This is a genomic window from Nocardia halotolerans (assembly GCF_042650145.1).
GTDB classification, from domain to species: Bacteria; Actinomycetota; Actinomycetes; order Mycobacteriales; family Mycobacteriaceae; genus Nocardia; species Nocardia halotolerans.
In genome coordinates this window covers 484,541-499,050 of sequence record NZ_JBHSDL010000030.1, presented here as the reverse complement: position 1 = coordinate 499,050, position 14,510 = coordinate 484,541, and the positions used below count along the sequence as shown (strand labels likewise).

Annotated in this window: 11 protein-coding genes; 3 read left to right on the top strand and 8 right to left on the bottom strand. The window is 68.9% G+C overall.

Annotated features, from left to right (window positions below):
- Positions 1-4 precede the first annotated feature (4 nt).
- The 4 genes from rpsK to infA all read right to left on the bottom strand — a co-directional run bounded on the left by rpsK (position 5) and on the right by infA (position 1,467).
- Positions 5-418, bottom strand: a complete 414-nt coding sequence (gene rpsK, locus ACFO5K_RS25650; RefSeq protein ID WP_364697296.1) for a 30S ribosomal protein S11 — start codon at positions 416-418, stop codon at positions 5-7.
- Positions 419-427: 9 nt separating this feature from the next.
- On the bottom strand, positions 428-799 hold the full coding sequence (gene rpsM / locus ACFO5K_RS25645) for a 30S ribosomal protein S13 (RefSeq protein WP_378568133.1): 372 nt from the start codon (positions 797-799) through the stop codon (positions 428-430).
- A gap of 182 nt (positions 800-981) precedes the next feature.
- Complete coding sequence (rpmJ, locus tag ACFO5K_RS25640; RefSeq protein ID WP_025347279.1) at positions 982-1,095, bottom strand: 50S ribosomal protein L36; 114 nt, start codon at positions 1,093-1,095, stop codon at positions 982-984.
- 150 nt (positions 1,096-1,245) lie between these two features.
- Positions 1,246-1,467 carry a translation initiation factor IF-1 gene (gene infA / locus ACFO5K_RS25635; protein WP_003418601.1) on the bottom strand — a complete coding sequence of 74 codons (222 nt, stop codon included), beginning with the start codon at positions 1,465-1,467 and terminating at the stop codon, positions 1,246-1,248.
- A gap of 2,274 nt (positions 1,468-3,741) precedes the next feature.
- On the opposite strand from infA, the gene ACFO5K_RS27505 reads away from it, so the two are divergent.
- A complete protein-coding gene (locus tag ACFO5K_RS27505; protein WP_449289697.1) occupies positions 3,742-5,271 on the top strand; it encodes a nucleotide-binding protein in 1,530 nt (509 codons plus the stop codon).
- Positions 5,272-5,334: 63 nt separating this feature from the next.
- Here ACFO5K_RS27505 and ACFO5K_RS25625 read toward each other — a convergent pair whose 3' ends face one another.
- A complete protein-coding gene (locus tag ACFO5K_RS25625) occupies positions 5,335-5,835 on the bottom strand; it encodes a DUF4254 domain-containing protein (protein WP_378568129.1) in 501 nt (166 codons plus the stop codon).
- A gap of 173 nt (positions 5,836-6,008) precedes the next feature.
- Between ACFO5K_RS25625 and ACFO5K_RS25620 the strand changes: the two genes are divergently transcribed.
- Both ACFO5K_RS25620 and ACFO5K_RS25615 read left to right on the top strand, forming a co-directional pair.
- On the top strand, positions 6,009-6,818 hold the full coding sequence (locus ACFO5K_RS25620) for a GntR family transcriptional regulator (RefSeq protein ID WP_378568127.1): 810 nt from the start codon (positions 6,009-6,011) through the stop codon (positions 6,816-6,818).
- Positions 6,815-7,396 carry a GNAT family N-acetyltransferase gene (locus ACFO5K_RS25615; RefSeq protein ID WP_378568125.1) on the top strand — a complete coding sequence of 194 codons (582 nt, stop codon included), beginning with the start codon at positions 6,815-6,817 and terminating at the stop codon, positions 7,394-7,396. Before ACFO5K_RS25620 ends, ACFO5K_RS25615 begins: the two co-directional genes overlap by 4 nt.
- A gap of 18 nt (positions 7,397-7,414) precedes the next feature.
- Here the strand turns inward: ACFO5K_RS25615 and eccCa are convergent, their stop codons facing one another.
- From eccCa to eccD, 3 genes are read right to left on the bottom strand one after another with little or no spacing between them, the layout of a single operon-like run.
- Positions 7,415-11,482, bottom strand: a complete 4,068-nt coding sequence (eccCa, locus tag ACFO5K_RS25610) for a type VII secretion protein EccCa (protein ID WP_378568123.1) — start codon at positions 11,480-11,482, stop codon at positions 7,415-7,417.
- Between the two features lie 9 nt (positions 11,483-11,491).
- Positions 11,492-12,901: a type VII secretion-associated serine protease mycosin gene (mycP, locus tag ACFO5K_RS25605; RefSeq protein ID WP_378568121.1), complete on the bottom strand. Its 1,410-nt coding sequence runs from the start codon at positions 12,899-12,901 to the stop codon at positions 11,492-11,494.
- Positions 12,898-14,358 carry a type VII secretion integral membrane protein EccD gene (eccD, locus tag ACFO5K_RS25600; protein ID WP_378568119.1) on the bottom strand — a complete coding sequence of 487 codons (1,461 nt, stop codon included), beginning with the start codon at positions 14,356-14,358 and terminating at the stop codon, positions 12,898-12,900. Before eccD ends, mycP begins: the two co-directional genes overlap by 4 nt.
- Positions 14,359-14,510: the final 152 nt, after the last annotated feature.

Genomic DNA, 14,510 nt, shown 5'->3' with positions numbered 1-14,510 from the left:
CCGCTTAGACGCGACGCCGCTTGGGCGGACGGCAGCCGTTGTGCGGCTGCGGGGTGACATCGGAGATCGAGCCCACTTCCAGGCCGGCGGCCTGCAGCGAACGGATCGCGGTCTCGCGGCCCGAACCCGGGCCCTTCACGAACACGTCGACCTTCTTGACACCGTTCTCCTGCGCCTTGCGGGCAGCATTCTCGGCGGCGAGCTGCGCGGCGAACGGGGTGCTCTTACGCGAACCCTTGAAGCCGACGTGGCCCGACGACGCCCACGAGATGACATTGCCCTCGGGGTCGGTGATCGAGACGATGGTGTTGTTGAACGTGGACTTGATGTGGGCGTGGCCGTGCGGGATGTTCTTCTTATCCCGGCGACGCGCTTTCTGAGACTTCTTCGGGCCAGCGGCCCGGCTCTTCGGAGGCATACGCTATCCCTACTTCTTCTTGCCGGCGACGGTCTTCTTCGGACCCTTGCGCGTACGCGCGTTGGTCTTGGTGCGCTGACCACGAACAGGCAGGCCACGACGGTGGCGGATGCCCTGGTAGCAGCCGATCTCGATCTTGCGGCGAATATCGGCCTGGACCTCGCGGCGCAGGTCACCTTCGACCTTGTAGTCCGTGCCCTCGATGAAGTCGCGGAGCTTCGACAGGTCGTCGTCGCTGAGATCCTTCGAGCGCAGGTCCGGGCTGACGCCGGTCTGAGCCAGGATCTCCGAGGCGCGGGTGCGCCCGATTCCGAAAATGTAGGTCAGCGCGATCTCCATGCGCTTTTCGCGCGGGAGATCAACGCCCATCAGACGTGCCATGTGGCAGGTTCCTTAATGGTTGCGGAGGTCTGCTCCCTGTCCGTCCCCCCGTCTTTGCAGTGGGGGCACCGGCCTCCGTACCGGTGGTTGGTTCGCGCGAATCCTCGTGCGCGAACTGGAGCTGGGAGTTCTTCTTTTCGGTCAGTCCGATCAGACGATCGGTGCCCGGTGGTGAGGCTCGATCAGCCCTGACGCTGCTTGTGGCGCAGGTTGTCGCAGATCACCATGACCCGACCGTTACGGCGGATCACCTTGCACTTCTCGCAGATCTTCTTGACGCTCGGCTGAACCTTCACGTCCGTCCAATCTTTTGTGGGTTCACAAGGGTCTGTGAACACAGTTTTTCCCCAGCCGACGACTGGGGAAGTCTTGTTGCGCGCTCCGGCCGGGGCCGGAACACCGTGCGACGCCGCGTGCCGGTGCGGGCTCGCGGCGTCAGGCAGGCATCACTTGTAGCGGTAGACAATCCGGCCGCGAGACAGGTCGTACGGCGAGAGCTCGACGACCACGCGGTCTTCCGGAAGGATGCGAATGTAGTGCTGCCGCATCTTTCCGCTGATGTGCGCGAGAACCTTGTGCCCGTTCTCGAGCTCGATCCGGAACATCGCATTGGGCAGCGGCTCGACAACTCGACCCTCGACCTCGATGGCCCCGTCTTTCTTCGCCATATCCTCCGCGATCCCGGTTATGCTCAACCTGAGTTGGAATACCTCGTAGCTGCTCACCTACAGGGCACCGACGTTACGTCGGCATGCATGCGAACAGTCGGCGCCTAGGTGCACCGCCGCTCAAGACTACCGGTACGGGTGCCCGGAGGCAAAAACGCCCCGAACCGTACACCCCGAACGGGCGCCACGCCGCACCAACCGCCGGGCGCTCATCGGCCGATCGAGGCGCCCGTCACGTCGCCGGGGTTGTCGCGTAAACTCTGCGACGTCGCAAGTAGTGGGTCGATCAGATCGGGGGACCCTGGTGAGCGGAGCGCACCGGTGAGCCGCAACAACGACAGCCTCCCCATGTTGCCGCCGTGGCTGTCGGAAAGCGAAGTCACCCAGGTCGGATACGAGGCGCCGGTAGAGAACCTGCCGCAGGCGGACCTGATCGACGAAGCACCCAAGCGCCGCCGCTTCATGAGCCGGGGCGAGGACGGCCCGCGCAAAGAGAAGAAGGGCGGGCGCCGGCGTAAGGACCGCGAGTCCGCCGAACCCGATCACGCCGCGAACGAACAGCCGAGTCCGCAGCCGCCCACCGACGCGCCCCGTCGGCCCGCGCCCGAGTCGTCGAGCCCACTGGGCCCCGGCCACCAGCAGGCCGAACGCCCGAGCAGCGGATGGCAGGCCACGCCCGAAAATCAGGGCGGCGGATGGCAGAGCTCCGGCCGACCGCCTGCACCCAACGATGCCGCACCGTGGAACACCGGTAGCAACGATGCCGCGCCGTGGAACGCCGGTAGCGGAGCGTCGCCGGTCGGATACGCGTCCACACCGGCCGGCCCGGGGCCATCGAGCGGCACGGCCGCGCCGTGGCCCATGAACCCGGGCCCGTCGCCGAGCAACCCGGCCCCGCCGACCGGTGGTCATGGCCCATCGCAGTCGGCTCCGGCGCCCTCGACCGGTGGACAGCATTCGGGTCCCGGTGCGGCACCACACACCGGCTCACCCACCGCGCAGGCCGGTCCGCCCGCGCAGGCTCCGAACAGCGCGGAGTCGACCGGTACGGCACTTCCGGTACGCACTCCCGGCCCCCCGTCGAACGGTTTCACGCCCCTGCGTCCCACGCAGCAGCGCCCCGACCTACCTCCCCCGCCGCCCCTCCCGGACCCGCCTGCCCCGAGCGAGGCTCCACCCGCTCCGCCCGCTCCCCCGCGCCAGGCCCCGCCCCGCCTGTCCACGCCGCCGGCCACCGCCCCGCAGTCGAGCAGCGAGGCGCGGCCACATGCGAATCCGGCCGGGCAGTCCGCCGCTGTGGACCGGGAACCGGGAGCAGTGCGCGACGGTTCCGAACCCGCTGCCGGTGCTCCGCAATCGGCTCGGCTCGAGGCGGAACAGGCAACCCCCGGTGAGCCGCCGCTGCGCGACCAGGGCGCGGGACTTTCACACGACGCGTCGGCAGCGGACCCGTCGGTCGGCGCAGCGGAGCTGCCCGACGCTCAGTCGCGCCATTCGGCCCCCTGGTCGATGCCGAGCGAGGCGAACACTTCTGGTGACGCGGCCGTGGCGTCCGACTCGTCCGCGCCTGCCCCGATCCGCCCTCCACACGCGGCGCCGGACGACGGCTCCGCGCCGACTCCCCCTGCGACCGACCCGGCTCCGAACGCGCAGCCGGTCGCAGGCGCGGCGGGCTCCGGCGCCACGCACGGCACCGGCGAATCCACCGCACAGCCGGTCGCAGACGCGGCGGGCTCCGGCGCCACGCACGGGACCGGCGAATCCACCGCACAGCCGGTCGCCGCGCAGGTTCCGCCGAGCCCGTCGGATCGCAGTGGACCGGCCACCGGGCCGCAAGGACCGGCGCGCCCTGCCGAGGGAATCGCGTCGCGCACCGGGCAGAGGTCGCCGTACAGCTCCGGTGAGTTCGTTGCTCCGCAGAGTGCCCCCGGGCCGGACCAGCGTTCGCCGTACGCGTCCGACGCGATCGCCCAGGCTCCGGTTCACCCCACGTCGCAATACGATTCGATGCCGGGCGACCCGACGCACGGCGCGGCTTCGCATGCCCCCGATGCGCAGACGGAGATTTCGCGAACCGATGACCCGCGGCTCGCGGGCGGCGCGAACCCAGCGCACAGTGCGGATCACGCGCTCCCGGGTCGCCACAGTGGCGCGCATCCGGTCAGCGGTGCACCGATGCAGGCTCCGCGAACTGGTTACGGCTCAGGGGAATTCGATTACGCTCCCGCGCCGCAGTATCTGCGCTCGGAAGGCACCCACGCGCAGCATCATCAGCTGCCGGATGATGCGTCACAAGCGAATCTCGGCTCCAGCGCACCACAGCGTCAACAAGCCGACGGGTCCAGCGCACCGCTACATCAGCAAGCCGGCGGCGCCAGCGCACCGCAAAATCAGCAAGCCGGCGGCGCCAGCGCGCAGCAAACTCACCAGGCCGGCGGCACGAGTGCACAGCAGTATCAGCAGGCCGGTGGCACCGACGCGCAACCGTACCCGGGACCCAACAGCGGTTACCCACAACAGCCCCCGCAGGTGGGCGGACCTCCGGCCCAGCAATACCTGGGTCCGGACGGGCTCCCGGTGCGTCAGCAGTTCGATGGTGCCGCGCCGCAGCAGTTCCATCCCGACGGCACCCCGCAGCACGCGCAGTTCAACAGCGCACCTGCCGCACAGCCACCCAACGGCACCGCGCCGCAACACCTACAGCAGCCCGATGGTCCGCAGGCGCCGCAGTTCCAACAGCCCGGCGGCCAGGCACCACACTTCCAGCCGCCCGATGGCCCGCTAGCGCCGCAGTTCCAGCAGCCCGGTGTGCCGCCCGCCCAGTTCCAGCAGCCCGCACCCGCCTACGGGCAACCGGGTTGGGGTGGGCAGGGGTACCAGCCGCCCTCGTTGGACAACGTTCCGGTCAAGCGGGCCAAGAAGGCGCCGGGTAGTGGTTGGCGCAAGGCCGTGCACCATGTTTCGGGTGGGGCGATCAATCCGGGGATGTCCGCGGAGGAGCGGCGCCTGCAGGAGCTGGTGGCGCGGATCCGGCAGCCGGTGCGCGGTGACTACCGGATCGCGGTGCTCTCGCTCAAGGGCGGGGTCGGCAAGACGACCACCACCACCGGGCTGGGTTCGATCTTCGCCTCGATCCGTGGCGACCGGGTGATCGCGGTCGACGCCAATCCCGACTTCGGCACCCTGTCGCAGCGTGTCGCGATCCAAACCCGTTCGACGGTGCGTGACCTGCTGCTCGACCCATCGATCGAGCGCTACTCCGATGTGCGCAGGCACACCTCGCAGAGTTCGAGCCGGCTGGAAGTGCTTGCCAGCGAACGCGATCCGGCGGCCTCCGAGTCGTTCAACGACGAGGAGTACCGAGCGGTCGCCCGGATCCTGCAGCGGTTCTACAACATCATCCTCACCGACTGCGGTACCGGCCTGATGCATTCGGCGATGAGCGGTGTGCTGGATCTGGCGCACTCGCTGGTGCTGATCTCCTCGGCCGCGATCGACGGCGCCCGCAGCGCCGCGGCCACCCTGGACTGGTTGTCGCTGCACGGCCACGATCACCTGGTCCGCAATGCGGTGGTGGTGATCAACCTGCCGCGGGAGGGCTCACCGAACGTGGGTGTCCAGCAGTTGCGTGAGTACTTCCTGTCGCGCTGTCGCGCCGTGCACATCATCCCGTTCGACGAGCACCTGTCCGAGGGTGCCGAGATCGACCTGCACCGCCTGCACAAGACCACCAAGCGCGCCTACGTGGAGTTGGCGGCCACGGTCGCCGACGAGTTCGGGGCCGAGCACCAGCGTTTCCGCTGAGCGCCGATTCCCGCTGAACGCCGGAGACGCCACGCCCGCACGGACAGTGCGGGCGTGGCGCGTTCACCACTCCGGCAGCCGACGCCGGCCCGCGAGTACGTCACGCACCAGATCGTCGTAGGCGTCGGCCAGTTCGGCCAGGTGGTGCCAGGCGCAGTGCAGCATTTCGTCGTGGGCCGCCAGGGTCATCAGCGCGTGGTGTGCGCGCACCGACGACTCGGCGAGCCGGTCGATGATGGCGCCGATGGTCTCGGTGTGCAGGGTGGCGCCGATGCGGTGCTGGGGCACCCCGCGCAGCACCCAGTCGTCGATGGCCAGCACCAATTCGCTTCGGCGGCTGTCGATCTCGCGGAGTACCACCGGGTCGGTGTCGACGCGGCCGCCGCGCCCGACCACCCGTTTCTCATGCAGGACCGCCAGGTCACGGGCGAACCACAGCAGCGGCCCGCCGACCACCCGATGTCCGCGACACGCCCGGACGAGTAGATCGGAGTAGGGCAGCAGACCGGTACTCGCCGGCGGCCCGGCAGGGTCGACACACCGCAATGTGTCGGGGAAGGCCATTACGACCGTAGAACTCTCCGAACCAGCCACGTTGCCTCGCCGTCGTCGCCGCACAGCACCGGATCAGGACGTTCATTACAATAAACCTCGCAAGCTCTCTGTCAAGCATTACTCGGCCGTAGGTAACCCAGACGAGTACACTTCGTTACCTGCACGACCTACCGAGGAGCATGATGGCGGACGGTCCGACCTATCTGCGGATCGCGAACCTTCTCCGCGAGGAGATCCGCGCGGGCACGTGGAAACCAGGCGACCGGCTGCCCAGCCATTCCGAGCTGGCCGAGCAGATGCAGGTCTCGATCACGACCGCACGCAACGCCATCCAGGTGCTGGTGGCCGAAAATCTGGTCTACACAGCGACTTCCCGCGGGACCATCGTCCGAAACCAGGAAGTGCTGGAATCGGTGGTCACCGATCACATCCGCCGGGACCGACCGAAATCGGCGCACGACATCTTCGAAGAGATCGCGCGCGCCGCCAACCGGGAACCGTCGAAGGAATTCAGCGCCAGAATGGAACCCGCCGACGATCGAGTGGCCCAGTGGCTCGGCGTTCCGGTGGACTCGTGGGTGCTGGCCCGCACCGTGGTGCAGTACCTGGACAACGAACCGTGGTCGTGGGAGGTGAGCTTCTACCCCCGTGACCTCGCCGAGGCGGCGGGCATCGACTCACCCCACGACATTCCCGAAGGCACCACCCGCCGGCTGGCCGATCGCGGTTACGGCGAGACCGCGCACCGCGACACCGTGCTCGCCCGCGCCGCCACCGCGGCCGAGGCCGAAGTGCTCGGCGTGGCCACCGGCACCGTGCTGCTCGACCACCTGCGCATCGGCGCCAATCACGAGCGGGTCACCCGAGCCACCCGGCACCGATCCCTCGCGGGCCGTAACCGGCTGGCCTACCAATTCGGCGACGCGACGGGCACCGACGTCATCGCCCGCACCCTCGGCATCTCACCCGGGCCTGCCGTACCCCTGCCATGACAGTGGGCATGCGCCCGGCGACCCTGGGCGATCTGCCGCTGATCTGCCGTCTGCGTGTGCAGCGCACCGCCTGGCTCACCGCCCGTGGCTCCGACCAGTGGTCCGTCGCCGGCCAGGGCCGCCCGATCGAGGTCTTCGCCGGTGCGGTCGGACGTGCGCTGGACCGTGGCGAGACCTGGATCGCCGAAGTGGAGGGCGAGCCGGCGGGCACCATCACCGTCAACCATCGCTCCGATCCCGGGCTGTGGACACCACGGGAACTGTCGGAATCGATGATCGTGCACTTCATGATCGTCGACCTGCATTTCGCGGGCTTGCGGATCGGCGACCGGATGCTCGCCCACGCCGCCCGCCTCGCCGACCAGAATCACCGCGACTGGGTGCGCCTCGACGCCTGGACCGCCAACCGCCATCTGCACGACTACTACCGTCGCGCGGGCTTCGTTCTCGCCCGCATCGCGGCTCCGCGGGCGGCCGGCCCGTCCTGCGCGCTGTTCGAACGTCGTACCGACAGCTGGTTCGGCCCGGCCGTGCGCAGGCAGACCCATCGCCGTTCCGGCACACCAGCGCTGCCCTGAGCTGTGCGTGGCCTTCGCCTACAGCGGTGGCAGTTCGGCGATGTGGACCAGTTCGATGCCCTTGCTGCGCGAGACCAGCGTGCCCCGACCGGGTGGCATCTTGCTCGGGCGGACATCGCCGATCAGCTTTCCTTCGTCACGGGAGCCGCTCATGATCAGCGTCTGCACCGACAGGTTCTTCATCGCGCCGAGAATCGGGTCGTAGAGCGCGCGCGAGACACCGCCGATGCGGCGGGTGACGACCAGGTGCAGACCGATGTCGCGAGCCTGCGGCAGGTACTCCAGCAGCGGGGCGAACGGGTTTCCCGAACCGGTGACCACCATGTCGTAGTCGTCGACGACGACATAGATCTCCGGACCCGACCACCAGCTGCGTTCCCGCAACTGCTGCTGGGTGATGTCGGAGCCGGGGATCCGTTTGGCGAGGTAAGCGGCAACTTCCTGGATCATCGGCGCGCAGGTCTGCGACGACGTCGAATACCCGGCCAGCTGGTCGCCTTCGAGCACGCCGAGCATGGTGCGCCGGTAGTCGATCAGAATCACCCTGGCCTCGTCGGCGGTGGACTGTTCGGCGATGCTCATCACGATGTTGCGCAACACCGTGGTCTTGCCGCATTCCACGTCGGCGAAGGCCATGAAGTGCGGTTCGACACCGAAATCCAGAACCAGCGGCTGCAATTCGGACTCACCGAGCCCGACCACGACCTTGGTCCGGTCGAGCGTGACGCCCTGTTCCCTGGCGGTGGCGATCACCGGTTCGCGCGGGAAGCTCAACGGCAACATGCGTACCTCGGGCGCCCGGCGGCCCGGGTAGAGCGCGACGAGTTCCTCCCGTGCCCGGGTGACGCCGTCGGCGACGGTTTCCGGATTCGAGTCCGAGTCCAGGCGTGGCAACGCGATCAGCATGTGTAGTTGTTCGCGGGTGAGACCGCGGCCCGGCCTGCCGACCGGAACCTGATGGGCGGTGCGGCGATTCATCTCCGAATCGCCGGGGTCGCCGAGTCGCAGCTCGAGCCTGGTGCCGATCTGGTCCTTGACCACCGGCCGGATCTCGGCCCAGCGGGATGCGCCGATCATCAGGTGGACGCCGAAGGAAAGACCCTGGGTGGCGATGGCGTTGATCAACGGCTCGAGCAGATCGAACTCCTCGCGGATGGCGCCCCAGCCATCGATCACCAGGAACACGTCACCGAACTGGTCGGCGGCCAACGGGTCGCCGGGTGCGGCGGTGGTGCCGTTGATCTGGCGCGCTTCCAGCGCGGAGAACTTGCGCCTGCGGAACTCGGCCATCGACTCGATGCCGAGTTCGGCGAACCGTTCCTCGCGCTGTCGCATCAGGCTGGTGAGTTCGGCGATGGTGCGCCGCACCCGGTCGCCGTCCAACCGGCCCGCGACCGAGCCGACATGCGGGATGCCGACCAGACCGGCCATGCTGCCGCCACCGAAGTCCAGGCAGTAGAACTGCACCTGTTCGGGGGTGTGGGTGGCGGCCGCGGCCAGGATGATCGTGCGCAACGTGGTGGATTTACCCGACTGTGGGCCGCCGACCACGGCGACATTGCCCTGTGCGCCCGCGAGATTGATGGTGAGCACATCGCGGCGCTGCTCGTAGGGCTTGTCGATCACGCCGATCGGCATCCACAGTTGTCCGTGCCGGTTCACCGGCGAACGCCAGTCCGGGTCGGGCAGCAACATGTCGGCGGTCGGTGATTCGTCCAGCGGCGGGAGCCACACCTCATGGGCGGGTCGGCCGTGCCCGGTCAGCCGTTTGACCACCACGTCGAGTAGCGAGTCCGGGATGCCTTCCTCTGCGACGGGACCGCTCGGCGGTGGCGGCGGCAATTCGGGCCTGCCGCGCAGGATCGGGTCGTCGTCGGCCTGTTCGCGCTGCGGCTCGGCGTCGATCTCGACCGGCGCGGCGGTGAACACCACCGGGCGCTGTCCGCCCATCGGCGCACCGTCGTCGTCGACGACCGTGCCGACCGGTGCCACATAGGAACCGGAGACGTAGCTGGCGTTGAATCGAAGTGGCTCGGAAGCATCGCTTTTCAGGTAGCCGGCACCCGGCACGCTGGGCAGGTGGTAGGCGTCGGTGATGCCGAGCACCGCGCGCGACTCGTTGGCCGAGAAGGTGCGTAGACCGATCCGGTAGGACAGGTGCGATTCCAGGCCGCGCAGCTTGTTCTCCTCGAGGCGCTGGGAGGCCAGCAGCAGGTGCACGTGCAACGAGCGGCCCAGGCGCCCGATCATCACGAACAACTCGGCGAAGTCGGGCTTCTGCGAGAGCAATTCGGAGAACTCGTCGACGACCACGAACAGCGCGGGCAGCGGATCCAGTGGTACGCCTGCCGCCCTGGCCTTCTCGTAGTCGTTGACGTTGGCGTAGTTGCCCGCCGAGCGCAACAGCTCCTGGCGGCGGTTCATCTCACCGGCCAGCGCGTCCTTCATGCGGTCTACCAGCGAGAGCTCGTCTTCGAGGTTGGTGATCACGGCCGCGACGTGCGGCAGCGAGTCGAGTCCGAGGAAGGTCGCGCCGCCCTTGAAGTCGACGAGCACCAGGTTGAGTGCGTCCGGTGAGTGCGTGGTGACCAGCGAAAGCACCAGCGTGCGCAAGAATTCCGACTTGCCGGAGCCGGTGGCGCCGATGCACAGCCCGTGCGGGCCCATGCCGTTCTCGGCCGATTCCTTGATGTCGATCTCGACCGGCGTGCCGTCGGGGGTGACCCCGATCGGCACACGTAGCCGCTCGCGCGCGGTACGGGGCCGCCACACTCTCGCCGGGTCGATCTGGGCCGCGTCGGAGATGCGCAGCAACGCCATCAGGCCGGGGTCGCTGGCAGTCCCCTCCCCCAGGCTCACGATCTGCGCGGCGGTGGCGAGCCGGTAACGGGCCAGGGCACGGGCGAAGGCCTCCGCCTCGGCGACGCTGACCTCGTCGGCGGTCGCGAACCGTTCCACCCCGGCCGCGCTGCGCGCCGATACCGCGCCGTCACCGACGACGAGCTGTAAGCCGCGCCTGGCCGCGAGCCCGTTCTCGGGCGCGGTCAGGTCGAGCACGGTCACCGAGTCGAGACCGGATTCGCTGATGGTGCGTTCGTTGCCGCTGATGTAGCCGTCATCGATCACCACCACCAGGTGCAATCTGCCCTGGGTGGGTTGCGGGTTGCGCATGAACCGGCCGCGTTCCATCAGCTCGGCCTGCAGCGCGGATTCGAGCTCGCCGAGCGAGGTGTAGAGCATCCGGGCCGAGCCCAGGCCGTCGCGTACCGAGGGATGCTGGACGTGCGGAAGCCATTTCGCCCAGGCCCAGTGCGTGTCCGGGTCGGCGCAGACGATGGCGATCACGAGGTTGTCGGGGCCGTGGAAGGTGGTGAGCTCCATCAGCATGGCCCGCACCAGCTCGCGGCCCTCATCGACGTCGCCACCGATATTGATCGCCGGGAAGGCCCGCAGCGAGACCGCGGTCGGCAGTTCGTGCACCACCGAATGGGTGCGCACGAAACGGCGCAGCGCGACCGTCGAGACCGGTTCGAGGTCTTCGAGCGGACCGGTCTCGGGCCGGGCCAGTTTGGTGGCGAGGCGATGGCTGCCGACGCCCACGCGCACGTGCCCGAAATCGGGGTCGTTGGGCCGGCGTTCCCACATCCGCCTGCTGCCGATCAGCGAGGGCAGATCGGCTGGTTCGGGATGGCTCCAGCCGAGTGTCTCCAGCTGTTTGACGCCGGTGCCGCGCACGTCTTTGCGCACCTGGTCGAGGTAGCGGAAGTAGTCCTTGCGTTCCTCGTTGAGCTCGACGGCGCGTTTGGGGCCGCCGCCACGCATGCCCGCCATCATGCCGACCATCGACATGAGCATCATCATCGGGAACATCATCATCATCGGATTGGCCAGCAGATTGCGGCCCATCGAGACCATCATCGCGATCATGCCGACCACCGCCACCACCATGATGACGGGCATCAGCTTCATCATCAGCGGCGACGGGATGGCGCGCTGGATCTCCGGCGGCGGGGTGAGCGCGACTTCACCGCCCGGTGCGCGCGGTGGCGCGATCCGGGGGCGACGGACGAAACCTTCGGTAGCCATCGATCCCTCTTACTCGAATTCCTGATTGAGGTCGGCCTTGCGCCTGCGGAACGGAAAACCGAACGCGGCACCGATCCCCAACGCGGCCAACAGGGTCAGTGCGCCCGCGATCGCGATCCGGCGCGGCCGCGGATCCGGCTCCGGCGCCACGTACGGTGCCGCGATGGCGTGGCCGGCATCGGCGCCCGCGCTGGGCGGTTCGGCAGCCAGTGGGGCGGTGAGCGCGGCCAGCGGGTCGATCAGACCCGCGCCGATGGCGTCGTCGCGACCGCGGCCCGGCGCGTGCGCGGTGCGGGTGATGCGTTCGATCACCTGCTGCGCCGACAGCTCCGGATAGCGCGACCGGATCAGCGCGGCCAGCCCGGACACATATGGTGCGGCGAAGCTGGTCCCGTTGACGGGCTGGATCCCCTGCATGGTCTGCACACCGTCGACGAGCCCGGTGCCGCCGGGCTTGCTGTCCAGCGACACGATATTGCGGCCGATCGCCGCGGCTCCGACCCATGGTCCGCGCAGTGACAGCGCCGAGGGCTGCCCGTCGGCGTCGACCGAGGCGACCGAGAGCACGTACGGGGTGAACCACGCCGGGGACGGGACGGTGGTGACCGAACCCCATCCCGAGCCTTCGTTCTGGTTCTCACACGGCCCGCCCTGTTCCACATTGCCCGCCGCCGCGACGACCACCACATTGCGGTCGTAGGCGTACTTCACGGCCGCACCGAGCGAACCGTCGGCGGTATCGGAGCCCGCTGCGGTGCAGGCCACTTCGGAGATGTTGATCACGGTCGCGCCCATGTCGACCGCGCGGACGACGGCGGCGGCGAGGGTGAGCACACTGCCGTAGCCGTCACTGCGCAGCGCGCCCGGCGGCTTGTCCGCGCCCTGGCGGTCCTTGGGTTCGTAGGCGAGGCTGAGCTGGCGGATGCTGAGGATCTCCGCGTCGGGTGCGACCCCGGCGAACGCGTCGTCGGGAGAAGGCCGGGCGGCGATGATGCCCGCCACCAGGGTGCCGTGCCCGTCGCAGTCGACAGTGCCGTCGGAATCGCTCACGTAGTCGCCGCCGGCCTGGAGCGCGGGCAACCGAGGGTGCCTGTTCACCCCGGTGTCGATCACCGCCACCTTCTGCCCGGCGCCGCGGCTGAACTGCCAGGCCGACGGCAGGTCGAGCACGCGCTGTGACATCGGGGGCTCGCTCGGCGCGCTGCCACGCAACACCGGTTCGGCGCACAGTTCTCGCTGTTCGGTAGGTTCCAGCGGGGCCGGCCTGCCGCTGAGCGCGAGCGCCGCGCCGAGCGCACCCTCGTCGATGCTCGGCGGCGAGATGGCACCGGCCGGTGCCGGGAACCCGGCGACCGCGCCGAGCACGGTCACCGCGCAGGTGAGCCGCAGCAGAGTGCGCCGCACCGGTGCGCGGGTCATCGGTTTCGGGCGGTCGAGTACACGTCCATGACCCACAGTGCGAGCGGGACCATCGAGATGATCAGCAGGTACTCGAATATCTCGATCATCCGCCTGGTCACCGGAGTCACCTCCACATGCGGACCGACGACGCCGAAACCGATCGCGCCGCCCGCGGTCACCAACAGCAATGCCACCGCGGCGAATTCGAACGAGTCGTGGCCGAGGCCGAGGCCGGCGAACAGCCCGAGCACGATGAGCGCGCCCGCGGTGATGAGTGTGGCGGCTTGAACAAGATCAGCGTAGGAACGGCCACGCAGGCACAACACGATCGCCGTGACCACGGCGAGGGCGACTCCGCCGGAATGGAAAGGGCCGAACGGGTCGGCCGCACCGACGCCGCCGAGCAGCGCGGCCACCGCACAGGCGACGACGAGTCCGGTCTGGACCTGGTTGGCGACCCGGGCGCGTTCACCCAGACCGGCCGCCGAGGGCAGCGCGATCGCGCCGACCGCGCCGATGCCCTCGATGGTCGGACGCTGTTCGTGATCGGCCGGGTCGATCGCCCCGCCCGCGGTGGGCACCGGTGGGATCGGGAGCCGGGCCGTCAGCGCGGCCAGGCGCGGCACCGACGACAGCAGGATCACGGCCGCGACGAGCACCCCGGCGAACAGCTTGGCCAGCCCCGGATGCCAGAGCAGATAGATGATCCCGGCCACCGCGCCGAACACGCTCATGGTGATCGCGGCGGCGAACAATCCGGCCCCGGCACCAGTGACCCGGTAGCCGATCACCGCGGCGACGAGCAGCACGACGCTGCCGAGCAACACTTGTCCCGCGCCGAGCGGGCCGGGCACCACCAGGGCGCCGCCGCCGAACAGCAGCAGCAGTGCGTGCAGTGAAAGCCCATGGGCGGTCACCGGATCCGCGAACTTGCGGGCGGCGATACCGGCCGCCGCCGACGCCGCGATACCGGTGCCGAGCAGCGCTAACGCGGGGATCAGTGGATCGCTGCCGGCACGCGAGACAGCCAGCAGACCGAGCGCGGCGATGATCGCGATCGTGGCGATCACCAGTCCCGCCCAGCGCGCCGCCACACCGGACCAACCACGGAATTCGCCTGCGGTGAGGCGGGATACAGCGTCGATGACGTCGTCGAACAGCGCCGGCGACTCCTTGCGGGTGACCGGGCTCAGTACCAGCAGTTCGCCGTCGTAGACCTCGGCCTCGGTGAGAGTGCGGCTGGGGGCGAGCGGGTCCTGACCCAACCGGGCCAGCGTCCAATGCTGGGCACGGACCGGGGCGGCGTCCTCGTCGCCGTCGGGCAGACGCGGATTCCGCGAACGGATCAGGGCCACCAGGTCGCCGATGAATCCGGCGATCGGCACTGTCGCAGGCAGTCCGATGTCGAGCTGCGTATCACCCCCGATCACTGAAACTCGGCATAGTTCGGGCTCATTGCCTAACAACGTCGACACCAGTGATGAACTCTCAGTCGTAGCTGACTACTTCCGTTGCGACCACACGGCAGCGTTACCTAATCTAACGGACAGGGCAAACCGGCGCGATCGATGTTGTGCCGCCGGATTGAACACCAGCTGTCCACCAGACGAAGATTTCGGGGTTCGAC

Coding starts and splice junctions, on each gene's coding strand:
- rpsK (WP_364697296.1), bottom strand. CDS start 418: ATGCCTCCGAAGAGCCGGGCCGCTGGCCCGAAGAAGTCTCAGAAAGCG.
- rpsM (WP_378568133.1), bottom strand. CDS start 799: ATGGCACGTCTGATGGGCGTTGATCTCCCGCGCGAAAAGCGCATGGAG.
- infA (WP_003418601.1), bottom strand. CDS start 1,467: ATGGCGAAGAAAGACGGGGCCATCGAGGTCGAGGGTCGAGTTGTCGAG.
- ACFO5K_RS25625 (WP_378568129.1), bottom strand. CDS start 5,835: ATGGCCTTCCCCGACACATTGCGGTGTGTCGACCCTGCCGGGCCGCCG.
- ACFO5K_RS25620 (WP_378568127.1), top strand. CDS start 6,009: ATGGCGGACGGTCCGACCTATCTGCGGATCGCGAACCTTCTCCGCGAG.
- ACFO5K_RS25615 (WP_378568125.1), top strand. CDS start 6,815: ATGACAGTGGGCATGCGCCCGGCGACCCTGGGCGATCTGCCGCTGATC.
- eccCa (WP_378568123.1), bottom strand. CDS start 11,482: ATGGCTACCGAAGGTTTCGTCCGTCGCCCCCGGATCGCGCCACCGCGC.
- mycP (WP_378568121.1), bottom strand. CDS start 12,901: ATGACCCGCGCACCGGTGCGGCGCACTCTGCTGCGGCTCACCTGCGCG.